This window comes from Microseira wollei NIES-4236, assembly GCF_020521235.1.
GTDB classification, from domain to species: Bacteria; Cyanobacteriota; Cyanobacteriia; order Cyanobacteriales; family Aerosakkonemataceae; genus Microseira; species Microseira wollei.
The window spans coordinates 1-21,752 of sequence record NZ_BLAY01000043.1 but is presented as its reverse complement, the minus strand read 5'-3'; the positions used below and the strand labels follow the sequence as shown (position 1 = coordinate 21,752).

Annotated in this window: 20 protein-coding genes and 2 pseudogenes; 11 read left to right on the top strand and 11 right to left on the bottom strand. The window is 45.2% G+C overall.

The features are described from left to right. The first annotated feature begins 250 nt into the window (after positions 1-250). From MiSe_RS15905 to MiSe_RS15885, 5 genes are all read left to right on the top strand, one after another. A complete protein-coding gene (locus MiSe_RS15905) occupies positions 251-5,818 on the top strand; it encodes a trifunctional serine/threonine-protein kinase/ATP-binding protein/sensor histidine kinase (RefSeq protein ID WP_226581367.1) in 5,568 nt (1,855 codons plus the stop codon). 118 nt (positions 5,819-5,936) lie between these two features. Then, positions 5,937-6,536, top strand: coding sequence for a Uma2 family endonuclease (locus MiSe_RS15900; protein WP_226581365.1), 600 nt, complete (start codon positions 5,937-5,939; stop codon positions 6,534-6,536). 80 nt (positions 6,537-6,616) lie between these two features. After that, a complete protein-coding gene (locus MiSe_RS15895; RefSeq protein WP_226581363.1) occupies positions 6,617-7,012 on the top strand; it encodes a response regulator in 396 nt (131 codons plus the stop codon). An 87-nt stretch (positions 7,013-7,099) separates the two neighbouring features. Further along, positions 7,100-7,315, top strand: a complete 216-nt coding sequence (locus tag MiSe_RS15890) for an adenylate/guanylate cyclase domain-containing protein (protein ID WP_226581356.1) — start codon at positions 7,100-7,102, stop codon at positions 7,313-7,315. A gap of 343 nt (positions 7,316-7,658) precedes the next feature. Further along, on the top strand, positions 7,659-8,723 hold the full coding sequence (locus tag MiSe_RS15885; protein ID WP_226581354.1) for a potassium channel family protein: 1,065 nt from the start codon (positions 7,659-7,661) through the stop codon (positions 8,721-8,723). Between the two features lie 190 nt (positions 8,724-8,913). Here the strand turns inward: MiSe_RS15885 and MiSe_RS15880 are convergent, their stop codons facing one another. The 3 genes from MiSe_RS15880 to MiSe_RS15870 form a co-directional block, all read right to left on the bottom strand. After that, entirely contained in the window at positions 8,914-9,504 is a 591-nt protein-coding gene (locus MiSe_RS15880) for a methylmalonic aciduria and homocystinuria type D protein (protein WP_444980508.1), read from the bottom strand. Positions 9,505-9,513: 9 nt separating this feature from the next. Continuing rightward, the gene (locus MiSe_RS15875) at positions 9,514-9,720 is read right to left on the bottom strand and encodes a glycogen debranching protein (protein WP_226581348.1); all 207 of its coding nucleotides are present in this window, start codon (positions 9,718-9,720) and stop codon (positions 9,514-9,516) included. A 168-nt stretch (positions 9,721-9,888) separates the two neighbouring features. Further along, positions 9,889-10,761 (bottom strand): tRNA (5-methylaminomethyl-2-thiouridine)(34)-methyltransferase MnmD, encoded by an 873-nt coding sequence (locus MiSe_RS15870; RefSeq protein ID WP_226581345.1) that lies wholly within the window; start codon positions 10,759-10,761, stop codon positions 9,889-9,891. Between the two features lie 123 nt (positions 10,762-10,884). Here MiSe_RS15870 and MiSe_RS15865 point away from each other — a divergent pair, with 123 nt between their 5' ends. The 4 genes from MiSe_RS15865 (at position 10,885) to MiSe_RS15850 (ending at position 13,872) form a co-directional block, all read left to right on the top strand. After that, a complete protein-coding gene (locus tag MiSe_RS15865) occupies positions 10,885-12,060 on the top strand; it encodes a DNA cytosine methyltransferase (RefSeq protein ID WP_226581342.1) in 1,176 nt (391 codons plus the stop codon). Between the two features lie 102 nt (positions 12,061-12,162). After that, complete coding sequence (locus tag MiSe_RS15860) at positions 12,163-12,768, top strand: PDDEXK family nuclease (protein ID WP_226581339.1); 606 nt, start codon at positions 12,163-12,165, stop codon at positions 12,766-12,768. 47 nt (positions 12,769-12,815) lie between these two features. Then, positions 12,816-13,031, top strand: a complete 216-nt coding sequence (locus tag MiSe_RS15855) for a PDDEXK family nuclease (protein ID WP_226581337.1) — start codon at positions 12,816-12,818, stop codon at positions 13,029-13,031. A 13-nt stretch (positions 13,032-13,044) separates the two neighbouring features. Beyond that, entirely contained in the window at positions 13,045-13,872 is an 828-nt protein-coding gene (locus tag MiSe_RS15850) for a sulfurtransferase (protein WP_226581333.1), read from the top strand. Between the two features lie 195 nt (positions 13,873-14,067). Here MiSe_RS15850 and MiSe_RS15845 read toward each other — a convergent pair whose 3' ends face one another. The 6 genes and pseudogenes from MiSe_RS15845 to MiSe_RS15820 all read right to left on the bottom strand — a co-directional run bounded on the left by MiSe_RS15845 (position 14,068) and on the right by MiSe_RS15820 (position 19,522). Continuing rightward, positions 14,068-15,465 (bottom strand): hypothetical protein, encoded by a 1,398-nt coding sequence (locus tag MiSe_RS15845; protein WP_226581328.1) that lies wholly within the window; start codon positions 15,463-15,465, stop codon positions 14,068-14,070. A 549-nt stretch (positions 15,466-16,014) separates the two neighbouring features. Continuing rightward, positions 16,015-16,281 (bottom strand): hypothetical protein, encoded by a 267-nt coding sequence (locus MiSe_RS15840; protein WP_226581644.1) that lies wholly within the window; start codon positions 16,279-16,281, stop codon positions 16,015-16,017. Beyond that, on the bottom strand, positions 16,235-16,462 hold the full coding sequence (locus tag MiSe_RS15835) for a group II intron maturase-specific domain-containing protein (protein WP_226581326.1): 228 nt from the start codon (positions 16,460-16,462) through the stop codon (positions 16,235-16,237). The genes MiSe_RS15840 and MiSe_RS15835 overlap by 47 nt, the downstream gene beginning before the upstream one ends. Positions 16,463-16,492: 30 nt before the next feature. After that, on the bottom strand, positions 16,493-16,675 hold the full coding sequence (locus tag MiSe_RS15830) for a reverse transcriptase domain-containing protein (RefSeq protein WP_264196510.1): 183 nt from the start codon (positions 16,673-16,675) through the stop codon (positions 16,493-16,495). Between the two features lie 284 nt (positions 16,676-16,959). After that, a complete protein-coding gene (locus MiSe_RS15825) occupies positions 16,960-17,370 on the bottom strand; it encodes a reverse transcriptase N-terminal domain-containing protein (RefSeq protein ID WP_226581562.1) in 411 nt (136 codons plus the stop codon). 925 nt (positions 17,371-18,295) lie between these two features. Continuing rightward, positions 18,296-19,522 (bottom strand): annotated as a pseudogene (locus MiSe_RS15820) (RNA-guided endonuclease InsQ/TnpB family protein). Between MiSe_RS15820 and MiSe_RS15815 the strand changes: the two are divergent. Then, on the top strand, positions 19,453-19,728 hold the full coding sequence (locus tag MiSe_RS15815) for a hypothetical protein (RefSeq protein WP_226581640.1): 276 nt from the start codon (positions 19,453-19,455) through the stop codon (positions 19,726-19,728). The pseudogene MiSe_RS15820 and the gene MiSe_RS15815 overlap by 70 nt on opposite strands. Before the next feature lie 38 nt (positions 19,729-19,766). Here the strand turns inward: MiSe_RS15815 and MiSe_RS15810 are convergent, their stop codons facing one another. Then, on the bottom strand, positions 19,767-19,964 hold the full coding sequence (locus tag MiSe_RS15810; protein WP_226581323.1) for a helix-turn-helix domain-containing protein: 198 nt from the start codon (positions 19,962-19,964) through the stop codon (positions 19,767-19,769). A 273-nt stretch (positions 19,965-20,237) separates the two neighbouring features. Between MiSe_RS15810 and MiSe_RS52690 the strand changes: the two are divergent. Further along, positions 20,238-20,609, top strand: a pseudogene (locus MiSe_RS52690) (FecR family protein); the annotation flags it as partial. 445 nt (positions 20,610-21,054) lie between these two features. On the opposite strand, the gene MiSe_RS15800 reads toward MiSe_RS52690, so the two are convergent. Continuing rightward, on the bottom strand, positions 21,055-21,690 hold the full coding sequence (locus MiSe_RS15800; protein WP_226581629.1) for a hypothetical protein: 636 nt from the start codon (positions 21,688-21,690) through the stop codon (positions 21,055-21,057). Positions 21,691-21,752: the final 62 nt, after the last annotated feature.

Sequence of the window (21,752 nt, the reverse complement as noted above, 5' to 3'; positions counted from 1 at the left end):
CACAACCCGCCGGGGAATAAATTCCCCGTCTAATAGCAAAAGTCGGATAAATCCGACTAAAGAAGCTTTTACCCTGGGAATTTAGTCCCCGGCGGGATAGAAGCACTCTTGCAAGATCTAAGTTTAACTGAGCCAGCGATCGCAGACCGAAAATCAGCCACAATACTAAGTTTAAATGGCACGAGCGCGAAGTGTGGCTAAAGTCGTATCGCATCCAGTTCTTACCCCACTCCCAAACACGAGTCCAACCATGAGCAGAAATTTCCCCATCTTTCCTAACTATCGCATCACCGAACAGATCTACGATGGCTCTAGAACGTTAGTGTATCGGGGGATTTCGGAGTCAGACCAAAGATCGGTTGTCATCAAACTGCTCAAAAGCGAGTATCCTACTTTCAACGAATTGGTGCAGTTTCGGAATCAGTATACCATTACTAAAAATCTTGACTTGGCGGGAATTGTTAAACCGATTGCGCTGGAAAACTACGGCAATAGTTTTGCCTTAGTCATGGAAGATATGGGGGGAATCTCCCTGTCTGAGTACCTGGGTAACAGAGCAATGAGTCTCGATGAATTTCTGCCCCATGCGATCGCGATCGCCGAAATTTTAGCAGGACTTTATTACAACCGAGTGATTCACAAAGATATCAAACCCCAGAATATTATAATTAATCCTAAAACCAAAGAAATAAAACTAATTGACTTTAGCATCGCTTCTTTATTGCCGAGAGAAAATCAGGAGATTGCTAACCCTAACGTCCTGGAAGGAAGCCTAGCTTATATCTCTCCAGAACAAACTGGCAGAATGAATCGCGGCATCGACTATCGGACTGATTTTTACTCGTTGGGAGTGACATTTTACCAACTATTAACAGGTCAATTACCATTTCAATCAATCGACCCAATGGAGTTAGTTCACTGCCACATTGCACGCAGACCAACTCTTCCAATGGAACTCGTACCAGCGATGCCGCAGGCCGTTTCGGACATTGTGATGAAATTGATGGCAAAAACCGCTGAACTGCGCTATCAAAGTGCATTGGGATTGCGATGTGACTTAGAAAAATGTTGGCAGCAATGGCAAGAAAAAGGCAGTATTAATCAGTTTAGTTTGGGGGCGAGGGATGTATGCGATCGCTTCGTCATCCCCGAAAAACTTTACGGCAGAGAAACCGAAGTTAAGACCTTATTAGATGCCTTTGATCGCATCAGCGAAGGCCATAGAGAAATCATGCTAGTTGCTGGCTTTTCCGGCATTGGTAAAACCGCCGTAGTTAATGAAGTTCACAAACCCATTGTTCGCCAACGCGGTTACTTCATCAAAGGGAAATTCGATCAATTTAAACGCGATATTCCCTTTTCTGCGTGGGTACAAGCATTCCAGAATTTGATGCACCAATTACTCACCGAAAATTCTACCGAATTGCAGAAATGGAAAGCCAAAATACTGGAAGCTTTAGGTGACAGCGGTCAGGTGATTATCGATGTCATCCCAGAATTAGAACACCTGATTGGCAAGCAGCCAAAAGTGCCACAACTAGAAGGAATTGCCGCTCAAAATCGCTTCAATCTTTTATTTCAAAACTTCATCCGAGTTTTATCGACCAAAGAGCATCCTTTAGTCATCTTCTTGGACGATTTACAGTGGGCAGACTCGGCTTCATTGAAGCTAATGCAATTGTTGATGAGCGAAACGAATACCGGCTATCTGTTATTAATGGGAGCTTATCGAGACAACGAAGTTTTTCCCGCCCATCCGCTGATGCTAACCTTGGATGAGATTCGCAAAGACTCAACGACATTAAATCAAATTACTTTAGCACCCCTAGACCAACCTTCCTTAAATCAACTGATTGCCGATCCGCTGATTTGTCCAACAGCAAGGGCAATTCCTTTGACAGAACTGGTGTTCGCTAAAACCAAAGGCAATCCTTTCTTTGCGACTCAATTCCTCAAATCTCTCTATGAAGATGAGTTAATTAAGTTTAATTTTAATCGCAGCTATTGGCAATGTGACATTGCCCAAGTGAAGGCGCTGGCATTGACCGATGACGTCGTCGAGTTTATGGCGATTCAGTTGCAAAAATTGCCGGTAAATACTCAGGAAGTTTTGAAACTAGCAGCCTGTATCGGCAACCAATTTGACTTAGCAACCCTGGCAATTGTCCATAAAAAATCTCAGAGTGAAACAGCGGCTGACCTGTGGAAAGCATTGCAAGAAGGATTAATTATTCCCACTACTGAAATTTACAAATTTTTTCAGTCAGACGATCGCGAACTGTCGCATATTACGAATGATGAAGAGTCAGCCCAATTACCAGTTTACAGATTTTTACATGACCGAGTACAGCAAGCGGCATATTTTCTGATTCCCGAAGACAAGAAACAATCAACTCATCTCGAAATTGGGCGACTTTTATTGAGGAAATGCGGACACGGAGGTGCCGCGCCTACGGCAGAAGAAAGAGAAGATAAAATTTTTGATATTGTCAACCAACTGAATATGGGGGTAGAGTTAATTACCGCTCAAATAGAACGGGACGAACTCGCTGAATTGAACTTAATTGCTGGACGTAAAGCTAAATATTCAACGGCTTACGGAGCTGCTAAAAAGTATTTAACTGTAGGTTTAGAACTCCTAAATATTGATTGCTGGCATAACCATTACCACCTAACTTTGGGACTCTATGAAGAAGCCACAGAGGCAATGTATCTCAACGGTGAGTTTGAGCAAATGGAGCAATTGGCAGAAACTGTTCTTCAAAATGCAAATACGCTTTTAGATCAAATCAAAGTTTATCAAGTTAAAATTCAAGCTTTAAAAGCGCAGAACCACCTCAAACAATCTTTAAATCTTGGTTTAGACATTCTCGCACTCTTAGGTATAGATTTACCTAAAGAGCCAGAACCGACAGAAATTCCCCTGGCTTTTGAACAGACGCAATTGGCTTTACAAGGGAAACGCATTCAGGATTTAATTGACTTGCCTGATATGATTGACCCGCAAAAACTGGCAGCCACTCAAATACTGTTAAAACTCTGTCCTGCTGCCTACATGGTGACTCCAGTTCTGTTGCCTCTGATTACTTTTAAACAGATTCAGTTAGCGCTTGAATATGGTAATGCACCAACTCATACTCATGCTTATGCAAATTATGGACTGATTCTATGCGGAGTCATGGGAGAGTTAGAATCGGGATACGAATTTGGAGAACTGGCATTAAATCTGCTGGAAAAGCTAGATGCTAAGCCTTTCAAGGCTATGACGCTGTTTGTAAAATCCTGCTTTATAAAACATTGGAAAAGGCATATCAAAGAAACATTAAAACCCTTTCTAGATTCTTACTCTAGCGGTTTAGAAACAGGAGATTTAGAACATGCTGGCTATTCTGCCCAGAGGTATTGCTACCATTTATACTTTAGCGGAGCGACCGAGCTATCAAGGGTTGAACTAGAGATGCAAACCTACAGGGACGCTATCAACAATATAAATCAGGATAGCATTCTTCAATTGCATCAAATTTACCATCAACTTGTATTAAACTTGCTGGGAATGACAGAGAATCCTTGCTGTTTAATCGGTACAGCTTGTGATGAAGCTAAAATGTTACCCCTTCACATCGCCAATAATTACAGAATAGCCTGTTACTATTTTTATTTAAATAAGTTAATTCTTTGCTATCTTTTTGGCGAATACAAACAAGCGGTTGAGCATTCGGTTGGAGCAGAACAGTATTTAGATGCAGGAGTAGCTTCGATATTAGTGCCAGTTTTCTATACATATGATTCTCTGTCTAAGTTGGCGGTGTATGCTGATGTAGATATTTCCGAACAACAACAAATTCTCAAAACTATAACTGAAAATCAGCAAAAAATGCAAAACTGGGGGAATCATGCCCCGATGAATTATTTACATAAATTCTATTTAGTAGAGGCAGAACGGCATCGAGTTTTAGGGGAAAAAGTAGAAGCGATAGAAATGTACGATCGCGCCATCAAGGGAGCCAAAGAAAATGAATACATCCAAGACGAAGCACTGAGCAATGAGCTGGCAGCCAAATTCTATCTAACCTGGGGAAAAGAGAAAATTGCCCAAGTGTATTTAATTGATGCCTACTACGCCTATGCACGCTGGGGTGCTAAAGCCAAAGTTGAAGATTTAGAAAAGCGCTATCCCCAATTACTCGCCCCGATTTTAAACCAGAAAACAGGCTTAAAGACAGGCGAGACAATTGCCCAAATGGTGACTGGAACTATAACATCCAGCAGTTCAGGTGTTTCAGAAATTCTGGATTTGGCGACGGTAATTAAAGCATCTCAATCGCTGTCAGGAGAAATTCAACTCGAGGGGTTGCTCTCCTCTTTAATGCAAGTGACGATTGAGAATGCCGGAGCAGAAAAAGGCTCTCTGATTTTGCTAGAGGGAGATTCATTCTTCGTCGCTGCTCAATGCGTTAGCGGTAGGGCGTGCAACTTGCATTCTACTCCTGTTGTTGACTCTGAGGAAATTCCCATCACCTTAATCAACTATGTCTGGCGTACCCAAGAAACTTTGGTAATTAATGATGCGACGGCTGAGAATACCTTTGCTGCTGACTCTTACATTATTGGGCATCAACCAAAGTCGGTTTTGTGTATGCCGATCCAAAAACAGGGAGTTGCGATCGCTCTCCTTTATTTGGAAAATAATCTGACCGTCGGTGCATTTACACCAGCCAGATTAGAAGTGTTAAAAGTGTTAGCTTCACAAGCAGCCATCTCGATTGAAAATGCCCAACTATACGCTACTTTGGAAACGAAAGTAGAGGAACGTACCCAAGAATTATCCCAAGCCTTAAGCGATTTAAAAGCTACCCAAGACGAACTGATTCAATCAGAAAAAATGGCAGCATTAGGTCAACTGGTGGCTGGAGTTGCTCATGAAATTAACACGCCTTTGGGTGCGATTCGTTCTTCCGTGGGTTATATTAGCGAATTCCTGCAAGAAAACCTGAGCAAGCTTCCTTCTTTATTCCGCGAACTTACCCCAGAACGAGAAGAGCAATTTTTGGCATTGTTAGCGCGATCGCTCTCCAACACTACCACCATATCCGGGCGCGAACGACGACAATTGAGAAAAGCCCTCACGGGAGAATTAGAAGCACAAAATATTAACAATGCTGACACCTTGGCTAACCTCCTCCTCGATTTGGGAATTTGCCACAACCTCGAACCCCTCATCCCTCTCTTGCAACAACCTGACAGCGATAGTTTCCTCAAAATTGTGCGTTCCTTTGCTCGCTTGCAAGATAGTACTAGAGATATTACTACGGCAAGCGATCGCGCTGCCAAAGTCGTGTTTGCCCTCAAAACCTACGCCCGTTACGACCAAACTGGCGAAACCGTCCAAGCCAATATTCTCGATGGTTTGGAAGCGGTTTTAACCCTCTATCACAATCAAATCAAACATGGGGTCGAATTAATCCGCCACTACCAAGAACTCCCACCCATTGATTGTTACTTCGATGAACTCAACCAAGTGTGGACAAATTTAATCCACAACGCCCTGCAAGCGATGGATAATAAAGGAACCCTCACCATCGCAGCCATTCAACAAGAAGGTTACATTAAAATCAGCATTACCGACAGCGGTAAAGGCATCCCTGATGAGATTAAAGATAAAATCTTTCAACCCTTCTTTACCACTAAACCCCCAGGCGAAGGCAGCGGTTTGGGACTCGATATCGTGCGGAAAATTGTCGAAAAACATCAGGGAAACATTACTTTTGAATCAGTCCCCGGTCAAACGACTTTTACCGTTTCTCTACCTGTGTTATAGGACTGGAGGCGGAGCCTCCCTAACTCGTTCCCAGGCTCAGCCTGGGAACGAGATCAAGCGAGGATCTGCCTCGCTTTTAGAGGAGCGTTACTATAAATAAATTAACTAGGAGATAGAAATGTTAACTCAAACGCCGCAACGCACCTACACTCCAGATGAGTACCGAAAGTTAGAAGAAACTGCTGAATTTAGAAGTGAATATCGCGATGGAGAAATTGTACTTATGACAGGTGGCACGATTAATCATAACCGGATAACAGGCAATATCTATGCCTTCTTGAAATATGCTTTAAGAGGAAAAAATGCCGAACCATTTATGAGCGACTTGCGGTTGTGGATTCCCCGATATCGGCGCGGAACTTATCCTGATGTCATGGTAATTTCTGGACCACCTGTTTTCACAGAAGGACGCAACGATGAGGTACTCAATCCCATCCTGATTGTAGAAGTGCTTTCTAACTCTACAGAAGATTTTGATCGAACAAATAAGTTTCGCTTCTATCGCTCGATTCCTGAGTTTCGCGAGTATATTTTAGTTGACCAATATGAGTTTTTAGTTGAGCAGTACCTGAAAAATGAATCAGGACAATGGTTATTTCAGGAATATGAGGGAGAATCTGCTACAATTTCCTTGGCTTCGGTGGGAGTGCAAATGTCAATGAGCGATATTTATGAAGGGGTAGTTATCGATACAGAAAAGAATGAGGAAAATCAATAAACCTGTTAAAAATATTTGGAGCAGGCAAGATGCCTACCCCACAAATACACAATTCACCAATTCAAAATTGAGACAAAACTATGAGTAAATTTGCTATTTTGTGCGTTGACGACGAAGCCATAATTTTAAACAGCGTTATCCGACAACTCCAAGACGAATTCGAGGAAAAGTACACCTATGAAGCGGCTGAAAGTGCTGAGGAAGCGCTAGAAGTTTTGGCAGAACTTGAAGAAGAAGAAATTCAGACAATTGTCATTGTATCGGATTGGCTCATGCCAGGAATGAAGGGCGATGAATTTTTAGTCGAAGTTCATAAAAGGTTTCCGAAAGTTGTCAAAATTTTACTAACTGGTCAAGCCGATGAAGCCGCGATTGAAAGAGCCAATAAGCACGCCGATCTCCATCGTTATATTGCTAAACCTTGGGAGAAAAAAGACTTAATTGCAGCAATTATAACCGGGTTGGAAAAATTATGAAAAAAACCGTCATTATCTTCGTTGATGACGAGATTACGGTTCTCGATAGTTTAAAAAGAGAACTGTCGTAAGCTCTAGAAGATCCTTATGGACAGCACCGTGATTAGCGATGCTGTAAATCTTGCCTCGCGTCTTGAGCAATTGACAAAAGTTTATAGCGTTCCTTTGCTAATTTCTCACTACACCTTCTCACAACTGCAAGAACAAATGAATTTTGTCCGGCGCTTGATCGAGCGCGTCCAAGTGAAGGGAAAATCCCAAAAAGTTGCCGTATTTGAAGTATTCGATGCCGCTCCAATCTAAATTAAACATGGGAAATTAGCCACTAAAATTGTGTTTTAAAAAGCGTTATTTTTGTATGATTCAGGTTTGTTGAACGAAGGGAAACAACTGTTTGAGAAATGTTGGCAAGAAAATCCGCGCGCTCGCGTCAGCCCAATCTATCTCATGCAATGTGAAAATCAGCTTTCCGATTCAACTAGCTATAAAAAATTGGCTAATGGCTAATGGCTAATGGCTCAATCAGGAAAAATGCCATATTACGCTCCGCTCCCAATCAGCAATTAGCAATTAGCAATTAGCAATTAGCCATTACCAGCCGCTATTCTACCTATTGGTAGATTGTTTAGATGGGCAAGCAATATTCGTGTATTCTACACTAGAACAAAAATATCTTCGCCTCCAACAAGAGCTAGTTGGGGGTGCGATCGCGCTGTTTGGCGTCTTCCTCACAGGCACGCTGTGGTACAAGCTTGTAGAAGGCTGGGGGTGGTCTGACGCGATTTACATGACGGTGATTACCCTCGCTACCGTGGGATACGGAGAAACCCAACCCCTCGGTCATCGCGGACGCATCTTTACCATAGTCTTAATTTTAATGGGCGTTATCGTCATCGGTTACATCGTCAACCGATTTACAGAAGCCCTGATTCAAGGTTACTTTCAAGAAGGAAGACGACTGAGGCAATTAAAACGCTTGATCGAATCTCTCAACCAACACTATATTATTTGCGGATTTGGGCGCACTGGTCGTCAAATCGCCTTGGAATTTGACGCCGAAGGCATCCCATTTGTGACGATAGACTCTGGGTTAGAACAAGTACAGGAAGCGCAAGCACACGGTTATGTTGCCGTTCAAGGCGACGCCACTTTAGATGAAGTGTTGCTGGCGGTGGGAGTTGAACGAGCAATTTGTTTAGTCGCGGCGCTTCCCAGGGATGCAGAAAATCTTTACATCGTGCTTTCCGCAAAAACACTGAATCCTAATATTAGAGCGATCGCGCGCGCCAATAGCGAAGAAGCAATCCAAAAATTACAGCGCGGCGGTGCCGATGCGGTAGTTTCTCCTTATATTACAGGGGGAAAGCGCATGGCAGCAGCCGCCCTCAGACCCCAGGTAATGGACTTTGTCGATGGAATTCTTACAGGTGCGGATCGCGCTTTTTACATGGAAGAATTTTTAATCGATCCAGAAACTTGTCCGTATGTCGGTCAAACATTGCGCGAGGCGAAGTTGCGATCGCAATCTGGTGCCTTAGTTTTAGCCATTCGCCGCGCCGACGGCAGTCTAATTGGCGGCCCTACCGGCGAAACTATTATTATGGCTAGAGATTTGCTCATGTGTATGGGAACCGCCGAACAACTGCGCGAAATCAACAAACTTCTGTGCCCCATCAATTCTAAAACCCTGCGTCGCCCCAAACACACCTAAATTATTGCAGATTGTAGATTGCAGATTTCAGATTTTACCGCAACGGGACTTACGCGCACCCATCCGGGTTTCTCTGAAAAGAGATCTACGTAGAAACTTTGGTGATAGGATCGTCCTGCGTCAGTCCTAAGCAAGTCAAACTCCCCGTTAGTTAAATCTGCAATCTGAAATCTTAAATCTGAAATCTTCCTCAGCGATTCCCCGGCGCCGCAATAGATAGTTCCACGGCGGGTTTGGCAAGCTTCCAACCATGCAGAACCGCAACATTTTTTAACACAGACTTCATAATTCTGGGCGAAGCTGAAGCAAATAGCGTGCTGGGGTAAACCGCAGTACCCCAACTGGGATGGGTTAAAACCGAACATTGATTCGTCGTTACCGGAAATCCCAGCAGCGCTTTGACTACCGCCGTATCGTCGTGGCGAATTTCTCCTGGACGGGAAAGCAGGGGATATCCCGTGCGAGGATCGATCAAGTCGCTTAAAAAACCGCGATCGCGCAGATTAAACGCCACATCAAACCCAAATCGCATAAATTTTTCCCGCAAGCGCTCTTTTTCCCGTTCCACATGGGGTGTACTTTCCGCCAATTGGTATCTTGCTTGCTGCAAGACAATCGCCACCCACAAAACCGGCAAGTTCCAATCTGGGATCACCCGCTCTAAGTTTTGAACCATAAATAAACTAGGTCTATTAACCGAAATTTGAACTTCTTGTCCATTGTCGGCAACTAAATGGATCGGAAGTCCATGCCGGACACTTACAGGTTGTGGATTGGCCATAACCATAAATTAATCTAGTTTTAAAGCATTCACCGGAACTTCATCCCAACAATTAACCGTCCGCAAGCGCGCCACCCAACCCGCTGCTTTTTGTCCTTCAGTCAAATTTTGCTTGAAAGACTCGTGGCAATCTTTCGCCTGGTTCTCGTTGCAGGAGGCGATGCAAGAGTAAACAAGACCCATCGGATCGATCTGTTCGTTCACCCAAATCGTCATAGTACTCCCTCTCATCTCAAATCCGCGAATCGAAAAACCAAGTAGATCTACTTTGTTTTTACTAGAAAATGACTGCACACCGCAAGATTTTCCATATACTTTTTGACAATTTCTTGAAATCTGCTATTACTTTAGCAACATTTTTTACTTGTCGCGTCCGCTCTGATTCTAACTTTGAGCCATTGACCACCGCTGTTTCCAACGGGAAGTAGGCTCCAGAGAGCAAGTTTTTTGCTCGATTTGACGCCGTTGCACAATCACCTCTGATGGGTCGCACAAACTCGGATCGCGATAGGGAATAGCGGCTTTGGTGTGCAAATGCTCTTGCTCTTGGAGTGAAAGTGGCGGTAAATCGTTAGTGTAGCTGGCGACTGTACCCGGACTTCGCCTCCCCACTGGTGGCGTTGCGCCAATTTGCAACCCGCTTGCCATCAATGCCGTCCGTACCGCTGCGGAACAGGAATAAGTAGCTAGCTTACCATCCTGCTTGAGGCATTTGGCGACCAATCCCAAAAATTCCACCGTCCATAATTGGGGACAAGTAGGAGGTGAAAACGGATCGAGAAAAATCCCATCCGCTTGAAATCCCGACTGATAAACTTGCCCGATGGTTATCCTAGCGTCGCCGATCAGCAATCTAGCTTCAAGTCTGTTCGTTTTAACTTGGTAAGCAGTCGCCAAATTGGTGAGAATTTCCCTAATCGATGGATTCCAGGCATCGAGGAGGCGGTGAGCGATCGCGCTATTAGGCACGCTGGGATCTAATTCCAATCCGATCCACTCCACACAGCAATCGGGATTAACTTGCCAAATCGTTTCTAAAGCCGCTGCGGTATTATATCCCAAACCGTAACAAACATCCAGCAATTTCAAACTCGGTTTTACAGCCTTATGCCTGAGTTCGGTTGGTTCGACAAATTTAAATACAGCTTCCTGTTTCGCACCATAGCGACTGTGAAACATTTCGCCAAACTTCTCTGAAAAGAAGGTAAACGAACCATCCTCTGTGAGTTGGGGGGTGAAAGTCTCTGTGTTTTCCATGACTCTAGTTTAGGAATTTGTGTATAAAGTGCGATCGCCTACTCTAGTTAAAACAAGCAGCCCTGGCAACAACGCGGGTATCTTTAGATCAGAAGTCGCGCGCGTCAAAAGAGAGCTTACGCTGTGTTCAACGATAAACTGATATCCATCAGCTTGTTTGCAGGAGCTTTTGGCCTAGACCTGGGAATGGAACAGGCAGGCTTTCATACAGTCAATGTGGTGGAAATAGACCCTGACGCGGTCAAGACTATAGTCCTTAACCGCCCACACCTGTTTGAGTGTGCCGTACCAAGAGACATTCAACAAGTCAGCAGCCAAACTCTCTTGGAACAAGCAGGGCGCGTATTAGGAATTGGCAGATCTTTGCGTGCTGGTGAGGTAGATATTGTCACTGGTGGGCCACCCTGCCAACCTTACAGCACGGCAGGAAAACGGGGTTCTATAGGCGATCCTCGCGGTAGCTTGTTTATGGATTTTATTCCCATTGTTGAAGAAGTCCAGCCCCGCTTTTTTGTCATGGAAAATGTCAGAGGGCTACTTTCTGCACCCATTCGTCACCGCCCCCACCATCAAAGAGGACTAGGTTTTCCACCTCTAGAACCGGATGAAATGCCAGGAAGCGCCCTTCAAGTAGTATTAGCAGAGATGAAACGGATTGGTTATGAAGTTAACTATGGTCTTTTAAATGCAGCTGACTACGGTGTTCCTCAAGTTAGGGAAAGAGTCATATTTATCGGATCCAGAGATGGTCAATCGGTTACTCTTCCTTTACCTATTTATAGTGAAAAAGGCATCCGTGGGCTACCAAAGTGGCTCACGCTCAAAGATGCGCTTGAGGAGTTAGTTGATACTCAACCCGAATACATTCCTTACTCAGAAAGTCGCATTAAATACCTGCGCCTTTTGAAAGCCGGACAAAACTGGAGATATTTGCCTGATGAATTAAAAAAGGAAGCGATGGGAGGTGCATACAAATCTGGCGGTGGTAAAGTTGGTTTCTATCGGCGTTTGTCTTGGGATAAGCCCTCGCCTACCGTCACAACAAGTCCGCATCAGAAGGCTACAGATATGTGCCACCCAGAAGAATTGCGTCCCCTGAGTGTGAGAGAGTCTGCCAGGATTCAGACTTTTCCAGACGATTGCATATTTTATGGTTCAACTGCGTCTAAATATCGGCAGATTGGCAATGCAGTTCCAGTACTTCTAGCAAAAGCAATTGGTGAATACCTACACAAGCGGCTTAAGGGAGAAAATGTTCAGGGACGAGTCCAGTTTTACCAACTCCCTCTTTTTACGTAATAACCAGATGAGGAGACTACAGCGTGTCAGATGATAAACTTCATGAAATGTTGGCCTTTGTCCTACGAAACGAAATCGGTCTAACTGCAAGTAAAGCTCGTTATGAGAGCTTCTCACTTTTCAGATATAGAGGAATTTATCAATGTAACAGAGTCAGATATCAGCAACATTAAGAGTATATCTGGGAAAAAACTGCTCAAACTAACCGATGATGAAATTAAGCGTATCCTATCTTTTGTATCATCAGGGAATCTATCGACACAACTGACAGTATCTGAGAATTTCTTAGCTAGTATCAGTCGAGATTTCACGAAAAGGCAATTAGCTATGCTCACTATCCTGTCTCTGGAAAATCTTAATCCCAACCCATTTTTAATTAGATCCCTTAACCTGGAAACTCCAGAAAAAGTTGTTCGCCTCAACGTTTATATGGCAACCACAAGATCGATCGTCACGTCAATGGGCTTTTTTATTCAAAATATCCTCCTCGCTAGTTCAGAAACTGTCGAAAATGCTCCTAAAAATTCCGGATGGGATTTAATGAAGACTAATCTTAGTGGTGAGCGTTCGTGGATTCAGGTCAAAAGTGGCCCAAATAGCATGGATAAAGATCAGATAGTCTATTGGGCTAAGAAAATACAGGAAAAAATTGATGAGGGAGACAAAGCTTATCTTGGCATTACCTATGGAAAAAGAACTGTACTGTAACAATTGGACTGCTGAAACAACTGTTACCCGATTGGGAAATCAGGACTTTGATAGGGCGGGAACTCTGGGATTTTGTCAGTGACGATCCCGATTACAGTTCCCTATTGTTAGAAATCCTACGGACTTCAGCGGCAAAAGTATTACATCAGCACTCTATATCCGAAGAGATTGATGCTTGCTGTGACCGGATAACAAATGAATTTATTAAAAAGTACGGTAGCGGCACTCAAGGAGTAGATAATTACATCAAAGATATATTTTAGTCAGGAAAAACCAATGTCTGAAACCACTTTTGTCATTTCCCCCCAATGGCTTTCCCAACACCTCGACGCTCCGCAAGTAGTTGTTGTAGATTGTCGCTTTTCCCTGGAAGATCCGGAACTGGGACAAACGCAATATCTCCAAAGTCACATTCCTAGCGCTTATTATCTTCACCTCAATCGGGATCTTTCCAGTCCAGTTGGGCGTCACGGCGGACGCCATCCTTTACCCAACATAACTGAATTAGCGGAAAAATTAGCCTCTATTGGCGTTAATTCCCAGGAAACTTTAGTAGTCGCCTACGATGATTCTCGCTTTGCCTTTGCCGCGCGTTTGTGGTGGTTGCTACGCTATATGGGACACGATAAAGTTGCCTTGCTCGATGGTGGTTTTGCCGGATGGCAAGCAGCGGGATATCCCGTCACAGATGCCGTGCCTACGCCGCTACAACCAGGGATATTTGTACCAAACTTGCGATCAAACCTCCTAGTAGACATCGACGCCGTAAAAGCCAGAAAAGACCTACCACAGGTAATTTTAGTTGACTCGCGCGAACCAGAACGCTATCGCGGCGAACGAGAACCCATCGACCCGATTGCCGGACACATTCCTTCTGCCGTCAACTATCCTTGGAAAGATGTTACCGACTCTCAAGCACGCCTGCGCTCCCTCCCTGAACAACAACAACGCTGGGAAAGCTTAAAAGATGCCAAAGAAATAATGGTTTATTGCGGTTCTGGTGTAACAGCTTGCGTCAATTTATTGTCATTAGAAATCGCTGGAATTCACACCGGCAAACTTTATGCAGGGAGTTGGAGCGATTGGTGTTCTTACCAATTGTAGATTTTAGATTGCAGATTTCAGATTGATATCGTTGACCGTTGCATCGGAATTACGACCTGTAGGGAAAATTAGCAATTAGCAATTAGCAATTAGCGATTGGCAAGAAAGGCCGATCATTCCGATGCAACCGGATTTGCTCTGAAAGCAGAATTTTTGTTTTAAATCTGAAATCTGCAATTTTAAATCTGCAATTAATTAATAAATCGGAAAATCCACACTGTAAGTAACGCTGAAGAACAAACTATCAAAATCAATGAACGGTTCGGAAGAACCGCCTACAGTCACCCCACCTGAGACGCTAATCTGACTATCCCGCAAGACGCCGTAAGTTAAGCGACCCATAATGCGATGATACTGGTCATAGCGATCGCTCACGGTAAAGTCGGATCGCTCAAACTGGTAGTCCATAGCAACTTGCAGGTTGGTTTGGAAAGAATAGTTCAAAGATAGGTACAAAGAGTTGATAATCCGACTGCGGCTATCCGGATTGGCAAAACTGACGCGAAAATCGTAGTAGGAATTCAGCCTTAGCCGTCGCGTCAACTGGTCTTGTCGCGACAGGGACAGGTAAGCTATATGCTCGTTCAAAAAGCGATCGCCAACCTCTGCTCGATAAAACCCTTGATTAGTCCAACCAATTTCACCGAACATCCGAGGGCTGAGGCGTTGGCTGATACCCGTTCTAAATCTCAGCAAATTGTAATTATACTTCGGTTCTTTAATGTAACGAATCAAGCTGCCTTCAATGGAAGGGGTTAAAAAAGTATTCCTTCCGAGTTGCGGCACCGCCCAAAGCATCAAACTGGGATAAATCAGACCATCACCCACCGGATCGACGCTGGAAAATACATTGCTTGTTTGGAAATAGCTGATCCGAGGCAGCAGGTGCAATATTGGAGTGCTTTGACGTTGTGGTGCAGGTGGCGCTGGTTTGGGTGGCGTTACGGGTGGGGGTAATTCTTGTTGTCGCAGGCGCAAAATTCCCAGATCCGGATCGCCATTTGTCTGTTGCGTATCCGACTCATCTTCTGCCTGTTTAGGTTGGGACTCAGCTTCTAGTTGCTGTGCTTGTGGGGCGCGTTCGCCCAGGGTGTTGCTTTGCAACTTATCGCTATCCTCCCGTTCTCTATTCTCCCCTGTGTCGAGCAGCAAATCTGCGGCTCCTCTATGGGGAAAACCCTCCAAGACACTTTCCTGAGGATTTTGTAAAGGGGTTGGTTGTTGCTGGGTAATAGATTGAGCGGTGAGCGCGTTAGGATTGAGTTCGGCATCTGACAAGACACCGTTCAAAGGATTTGTATCGCTTGCTTGCGCTTGATCTAGCGGTGGGGTTTTCTTTTGTGCATTCCCCAAGCTAGCAGCTAGCGAGGCGATCGCTGACCCAGATAAACGAACCCCAGAGGAAATTACCGTTTGATCTGGCGTTTTGTCTGAAGCTGCCAGCAATTCGGTATCCTTTTCCCAACTAGCAGCTGCAGCACTCCATCGACTAAAAAACAAAGCTTCTCCACTGGAAGCCAACACTATCCAGCCAGCGAGATGTATCCAACGTAGTCGTTGACGTTTTCTACCCAGTTGGTTGCGAATCAGCATTTGGTGGCCTAGTGACGCAAAAAATCGGAGTAAATCAGACTTTCCTGTTTACGGATCCCATCTGTGAGCGGTATCCCCAGCAGTATTGTCAAACTTTACTCAACTTATCACCATAACCTGATTAAATAACTCCTTCGTCGCGACGTGGGATTGAGGCTTTCTAGTTTCCACCGAACACTTTTGAGTTTTAGATACGAGCCAGAAGCCCTTTTTCCGGTTGAGCGCCATTTGTCTGAAATATAGGCATCTTTCTAATATACATCATTAATGCTATTCTTCTTGCAGTTCTTCAGGCATTTTTTTGCGGATTTTCGCAAAAAGTACAGCTTGGCGCTGAAACAGTGCATAATACTCATAAACTCTCGCCTCTCAGGCAGCCGAAAGTTGTGGGTTATTCAGCACCACAATCTGACATTCGAATAGGGCGCAAAACCATTTCACAAAGTCAAACCCAAATCGAACCAGTCGGTCAGGGTAAGCTACAACGATTTGTCTAATCTCCCGATTAGACACCCGCATCATTTCTCAAAAAAGTTCAAGAAAGCAAGCTTATAAGTCCAAGGCGGCTTGCTGTAAAACCTGAGAAGCTGGTTCTTTCAACCACTCATATTCTTTTTTGAGTTGTGGGAGTAGATTGATTATTTGGTTTCTACTTAGCCCTTTGCTATTTAATGGTGTGGAAGTAACGTTCTTTGAACCACTTTTTGCTTTTATTGGGTTGTCTACGCCTACCCTATTTCCAGAGGTATTGCCATACTCTGTGTGAGAGCTACCTGAAGGTTTTTTTGCTAACTCCACTTTTGTAGTAATTAGCAAAACCCCTGAGAATTAAATTGAGTTTTCTGATGACCGCCTCTTGTTCTTTTCGTTTTAGACCTTTGATTTCCTTGACTATCCGTTTACAGAAAGCTAACACTTTCTTTTTGGATGGTTTGGTCAGTAGTTTGCCGCCATAATGTCTTAGGTTAAAACCGAGAAAGTCAAAACCTTCTTCCATTGACGTGATTACCGTCTGAGCATAACTGAGTTATAAGCCCCTTTCTTTCATCCATTGCTGCATCTGGATTTGTGCTTTTTCAAGACTTCCTTTTTCTTTAGCTGTGACTAGAAAATCATCAGCATATCTCACCACGCCAAGTTGAGGATTGGTGGATTTTATGAATGTTTCTAATCGATGCAGTCCTATGTTAGCTAGTCGGGGAGAAATCACAGATCCCTGTGGTGTGCCTTGTTCTGTTGGGTTGAATTCCCCTTGGAATATGAATCTGTGCTTTTAACCATCCTTTTATTAGTTCCCTTTGCGGGAAATTACTAATACTGTTGAGGATGGATTCATGGGCAATGTTGTCAAAGAAGCCTTTGATATCAGCTTCCAGAACCCAAGTGTCATGCCCTTTGTTTAATCTTAATCCAAGATTGTTCTATGGCATCCTGACAACTTCTGCCGGGTCCCAAGCCATAGGAATTGCTTTCAAACACGGCTGAACATTCCGGTTATAGTGCGTTCTTTACTACCGCCTGCATGACTCTATCTCTAATGGTTGGGATACCAAGAGGACGCTTTTTGCCATTTGGTTTGGGAATCATTACCCGCCTTGTAGGACTGGGTTTTGTTCCATGGCAATTCTGAACAAATTTCACTCTTTGGGCTGGGGTGTTGCTCACCTCATTGTCTATCCCCGCTGTCTTTTTTCCTTGATTGGTTTGAGTGATTTGTCGTACTGCTAGCAGTAAGTTTGCGGAGCTTGTGAGCATTAACTTTGGCAAGTTTCGTAGCAGGCGAAAGTTCCCAATTTGCTTGGCACGAAAGATTCTATGAGGTAGATTTATAACAACCTTCTTTGTTTGTAGCCAATTTATTTGACTCGAGTCTTCTAGTTGTTTCCTTTGTCCGTTTACTGTCATTGACATGGCTGGAGTTAACTTGTCATTGGATTAGATTTCTGATTCATTTCATCTTTTCGTGTCAGACCCAGATGAAGTCGGCTTTCCTTTCGGTCATATCATGTCCGTTGAATTGCCCATAATAAAAAAACCTCACCGCGTCGTTGCGTAGGGAACATCATAGATATCTCGGACAAACAGATAACGTTAATAATGTTCCCTACTCCTAATTATGGGGAATCGACCAAACATGATATCAGGGGCAAATTTTGCACCCCTATCTGATTCATTACAAATCAGCATTCGCTTTTTCATCCATCCTCTACCCTCCAGGGAGTTGTGTCTTTGTTTCCTTAGACTTACTAGGAGTATCGACCTTTCCTAGACCCTGTAGGGTTTATCCTTTTGATACATCTGTTGTTTCTATCTTCTGTTGGGTGCTATCTCTTCAGCGGTGGGTTTGTTTATTCACAGGTTTTGATGACTTCTTACCATCAAAACTCCCCACTTATGCCTGTCAGCCTTATTTGGTCATTCCAAGTGTGTCGCTGTTTATCGATAGTTTATGTTAGTTCACCCTGAGAAGATTCCCTCTTGCTCCTAACCAGCTGAGGCTGCCAGCTGCGGCTACTTTTGTGGTCTGCATTCCGACCGTTTCGTTACCTACTAGGTCGTGACCAAACTCAGATGAGTCTTTTACATGAGGGTAAGAGCTGTGAATCCCTTAGCTCAGATCTTGCACCAGGGCTAACACCTTAGTTTCTGGCAAATAGCTAAACTTGAAAGCCTAGATTTTTCATCAAGAAACAAGGGTTTCCAGGCAGGTTGAGAATGGTGCAAGATCTGAGTTAGTGGAGTAGGCCCCACGGAACAGATGACCTTTTCAGGTCGCACCTGACGGAACTTGTCCCCCTAATATATGGTGGTTATATTGACTGGGAGTGAACTACCCACACTGACCTGACGGTACAGTGTGGGCTTCTGTACTCATAGGCGAGTGCCAAAGATGAGACTTTCGCCCCATCTTTGGTCTTACCTCCCCTCCTACAGCAGAGACGGCTGAACCTTCCGCCAAAAGCATTCTGATACCCTCTGCTCTAATATTTATTGCTGCATTTCCATCTCTGTCATGATAAGTACCACAGTGAGGACAAGTCCACTCCCTCACATCCAACGGCATCTCACCCATCTGATAGAAACAATTCGAGCAGAGTTTTGAGCTGGGGAACCATCTATCAATTTCAACCAACTTCCCACCCTTGCGCTCTAGCTTGTAGGCTAAGAAGTTGGTAAACATTCCCCATCCACAATCAGATATTGCTTTCGCCAAGTTGTGATTACTCACCATGCCCTTGACATGAAGATTCTCTACTATGACAGCTCGGGCTTAGCTGACCAACTTGTAACTAAGTTTATGTAAAAAATCTTGCCTTGAGTTGCTCACCCGTTCGTATACTTTGGCAACAACTTTACGATATTTATTTTGAGAATTACTTCCTTTTTGTTGGCGTGCTAATTTTTTCTGCTTCCGTTTCTGGTTTTTTTCTTGTTTGGCAAGATGTTTTGGGTTGTCATATTTAGAAACTTTCTCGCCGTCAGTAACAACAGCAAAATGTTTCACCCCTAAATCAACGCCATAAATCTTACCTTCTGCGGTATACGGGCTATCATTTTCTATTTCAGTCAGGATAGACGCCAAATACTTCCCTGATGGAGTTTGGCTGACGGTAACAGTCTTGATTTTCCCTTCAATCGGTCTATGTATTTTGGCTTTGACTACTCCGATATTGCCCGGAAGCTTGACATTACCATCCACAATCAGTACGTTTTGAGGATATTGAATTGACTGCTTACCATGCTTAGACTTGACCCGAGGAAATCTTGCTCTACCATCAAAAAAGTTCTTATACGCCGTAGTCAGATTGAGTGTCGTAGCCTGTAAAACCTGGCTATAGCACTCAGCCAACCAGCAAGTATCTTCGGCTTTTTTGAGGGCTGGTAAAAGTGCATTTAGTGCTGAACGTCCAAGCCCTTTACCTGTCTCTTTATAAGTTTCAATCGACTTATTCAAAGCATAATTCCACCACCAGCGTGAACACCCAAATGCTTGAGCTAATAGTGTTTGCTGTTCAGTTGTTGGGTATAAGCGGACTTGCACGGCTTTATGTAGCACTCAATATCACCTCCTTGGTTTCTCTATTCTACCACGATATACACTTAGCGATAAAACTAACCGGAAATATTTTGGCGACTCCTCATGCATCTTTTCCCTGTCTTTTCTATGGAAAGATTTCCTCAAAGATGCAATCGTCGCCGCCCGCCTTATATCCCACCACTGATTTGGGGTACCAAATTCAGTGGGGGACTTACGGCGAGTAAGTTAAAATCGACCTAGCACCTCCTCCCCATGCCTGAAGTCAGAGGCTGACCTGCGCGTTTTTGGTGACTCTTTCTTTTGCCCGACCCCAATATTTCTCGATGCTGGCGGCGCTATATCTCCGGTGTTTGGAGTTAGGCATCCGTATCGCCTCAATTATGCCTGCGTTGGCTAACCAAGAGAGGGTTTTTGGATGGATGTCGTATTTCTGGGCAGCTTTTTGAGGGGATAAGTACATAGCGCCTGTCTCTAGTCCGGATTACCCCCAAATTCTGCAATATACCACGTCATCGACACTGCTGTTGATTGCCGTACCCGCATCCAGGCTCGCTTGCTTAAAAATTTGTGAATTTTCAACGGTAAACCAGGGGTTTTTACTGTAACCGTTGCAGCTTCACCCGCAAAATTAACGTATTTTTACGAATATCGGGGAAATACCCAGTGTCAATATGGCAAAACAAAGGCTATCTTGGAAGAGTAGTAGCACAAGTGCTAGCTTGCATTTAAAGTGATGACTCGCAAGTTAGTCATACTCTTTACCCTGATGTTGTGGGGCGCTATGACCCTGCCTCTCCCGAAAGAGGCTAACGGTCAAACGCCTCTAACTAGGGCTATTATTCAGCAATTACGCAACATTGTTCGGATCATCCCGAAAAATCAACAGGGGCGTCCCGCGCGCTTATCGGAGCCGCTCGCCCCTGAAGATGCTGTGGCAACGGGGAGAGCATCCCTAGCTGAATTGCGCTTCAACGACGGCTCTTTAGCCCGGGTCGGCGAACAGGCAGTATTTCAGTTCGTACCGAACACGCGCAACTTTCGACTGAATAATGGCACCGTTCTGCTACTAATTCCACCTGGACGCGGCTCAACGCGGGTGCGGACGCCCAACGCAGCGGCTGGGATTCGGGGTTCGGCTTTATTCGTGCGCTACATACCCGAAACTCAAACCACGCTGGTAGGAGCATTAACCAATAGCAATATTGAAGTATCTAACCAGAATGCTTCCCAACGCCAGGGGCTACAAGCTGGACAGTTAGCAGTAATTGTTAAAGATAGAATTGAGCGCGTATATGAGTTCGATCTGAGGACTTTTTACGAAACGAGCGATCTGGTGAAGGGACTAAACCTGACCGAGTCAGGGACGAAGACAAATCCCGATCCAGCGCTCGCAGCAGTTCAAGCTGAAACCACTAACGCTGTAAGGACACAGACTCCCATCCCCAGCGAGGGCGCAATCGAAAATCCGGTCTTTGTCCAAATGCCTCCGGGTGCCGGATCTGAACCTCCCTCTTTTAATCCCAATCCAGAGCCATCCGCTCCCAATCCAGCTACAGTTGAAAATCCTCTACAATCTGTACCTCCGATAGAAGGCGGACAAGTTCAGAGAGAAATACAAAACTCCATACAGCCAGCACCAGCACCAGCACCAGCACCAGCCCCAGCACCAGCCCCAGCCCCAGCCCCAGCCCCAGCCCCAGCCCCAGCACCAGCCCCAGCACCAGCCCCAGCACCAGCCCCAGCACCAGCCCCAGCACCAGCACCAGAACTGGCACCAGCCCCAGCACCAGCCCCAGCACCAGCCCCGGCACCAGCACCAGCACCGGCACCAGCCCCAGCACCAGCCCCAGCACCAGCCCCGGCACCAGCACCAGCACCGGCACCAGCACCAGCCCCAGCCCCGGCACCAGCCCCGGCACCAGCCCCAGCACCAGCCCCAGCACCAGCCCCAGCACCAGCACCAGCACCAGCACCAGCACCAGCACCAGCACCAGCACCAGCACCAGCACCAGCCCCAGCACCAGCACCAGCACCAGCACCAGCCCCGGCACCAGCCCCGGCACCGGCACCAGCCCCGGCACCAGCACCAGCACCAGCACCAGCCCCGGCACCAGCCCCACCCCCCGCCCCAGCCCCAGCCCCCGCACCAGCGCCGCCCCCACCCCCAGCACCAGCACGCGCACCATCTCTAGCTCTTGCTATTCGCTCACCATCCCGTCTAGAGCCGCCCGCTAAATCTGCCGTGACG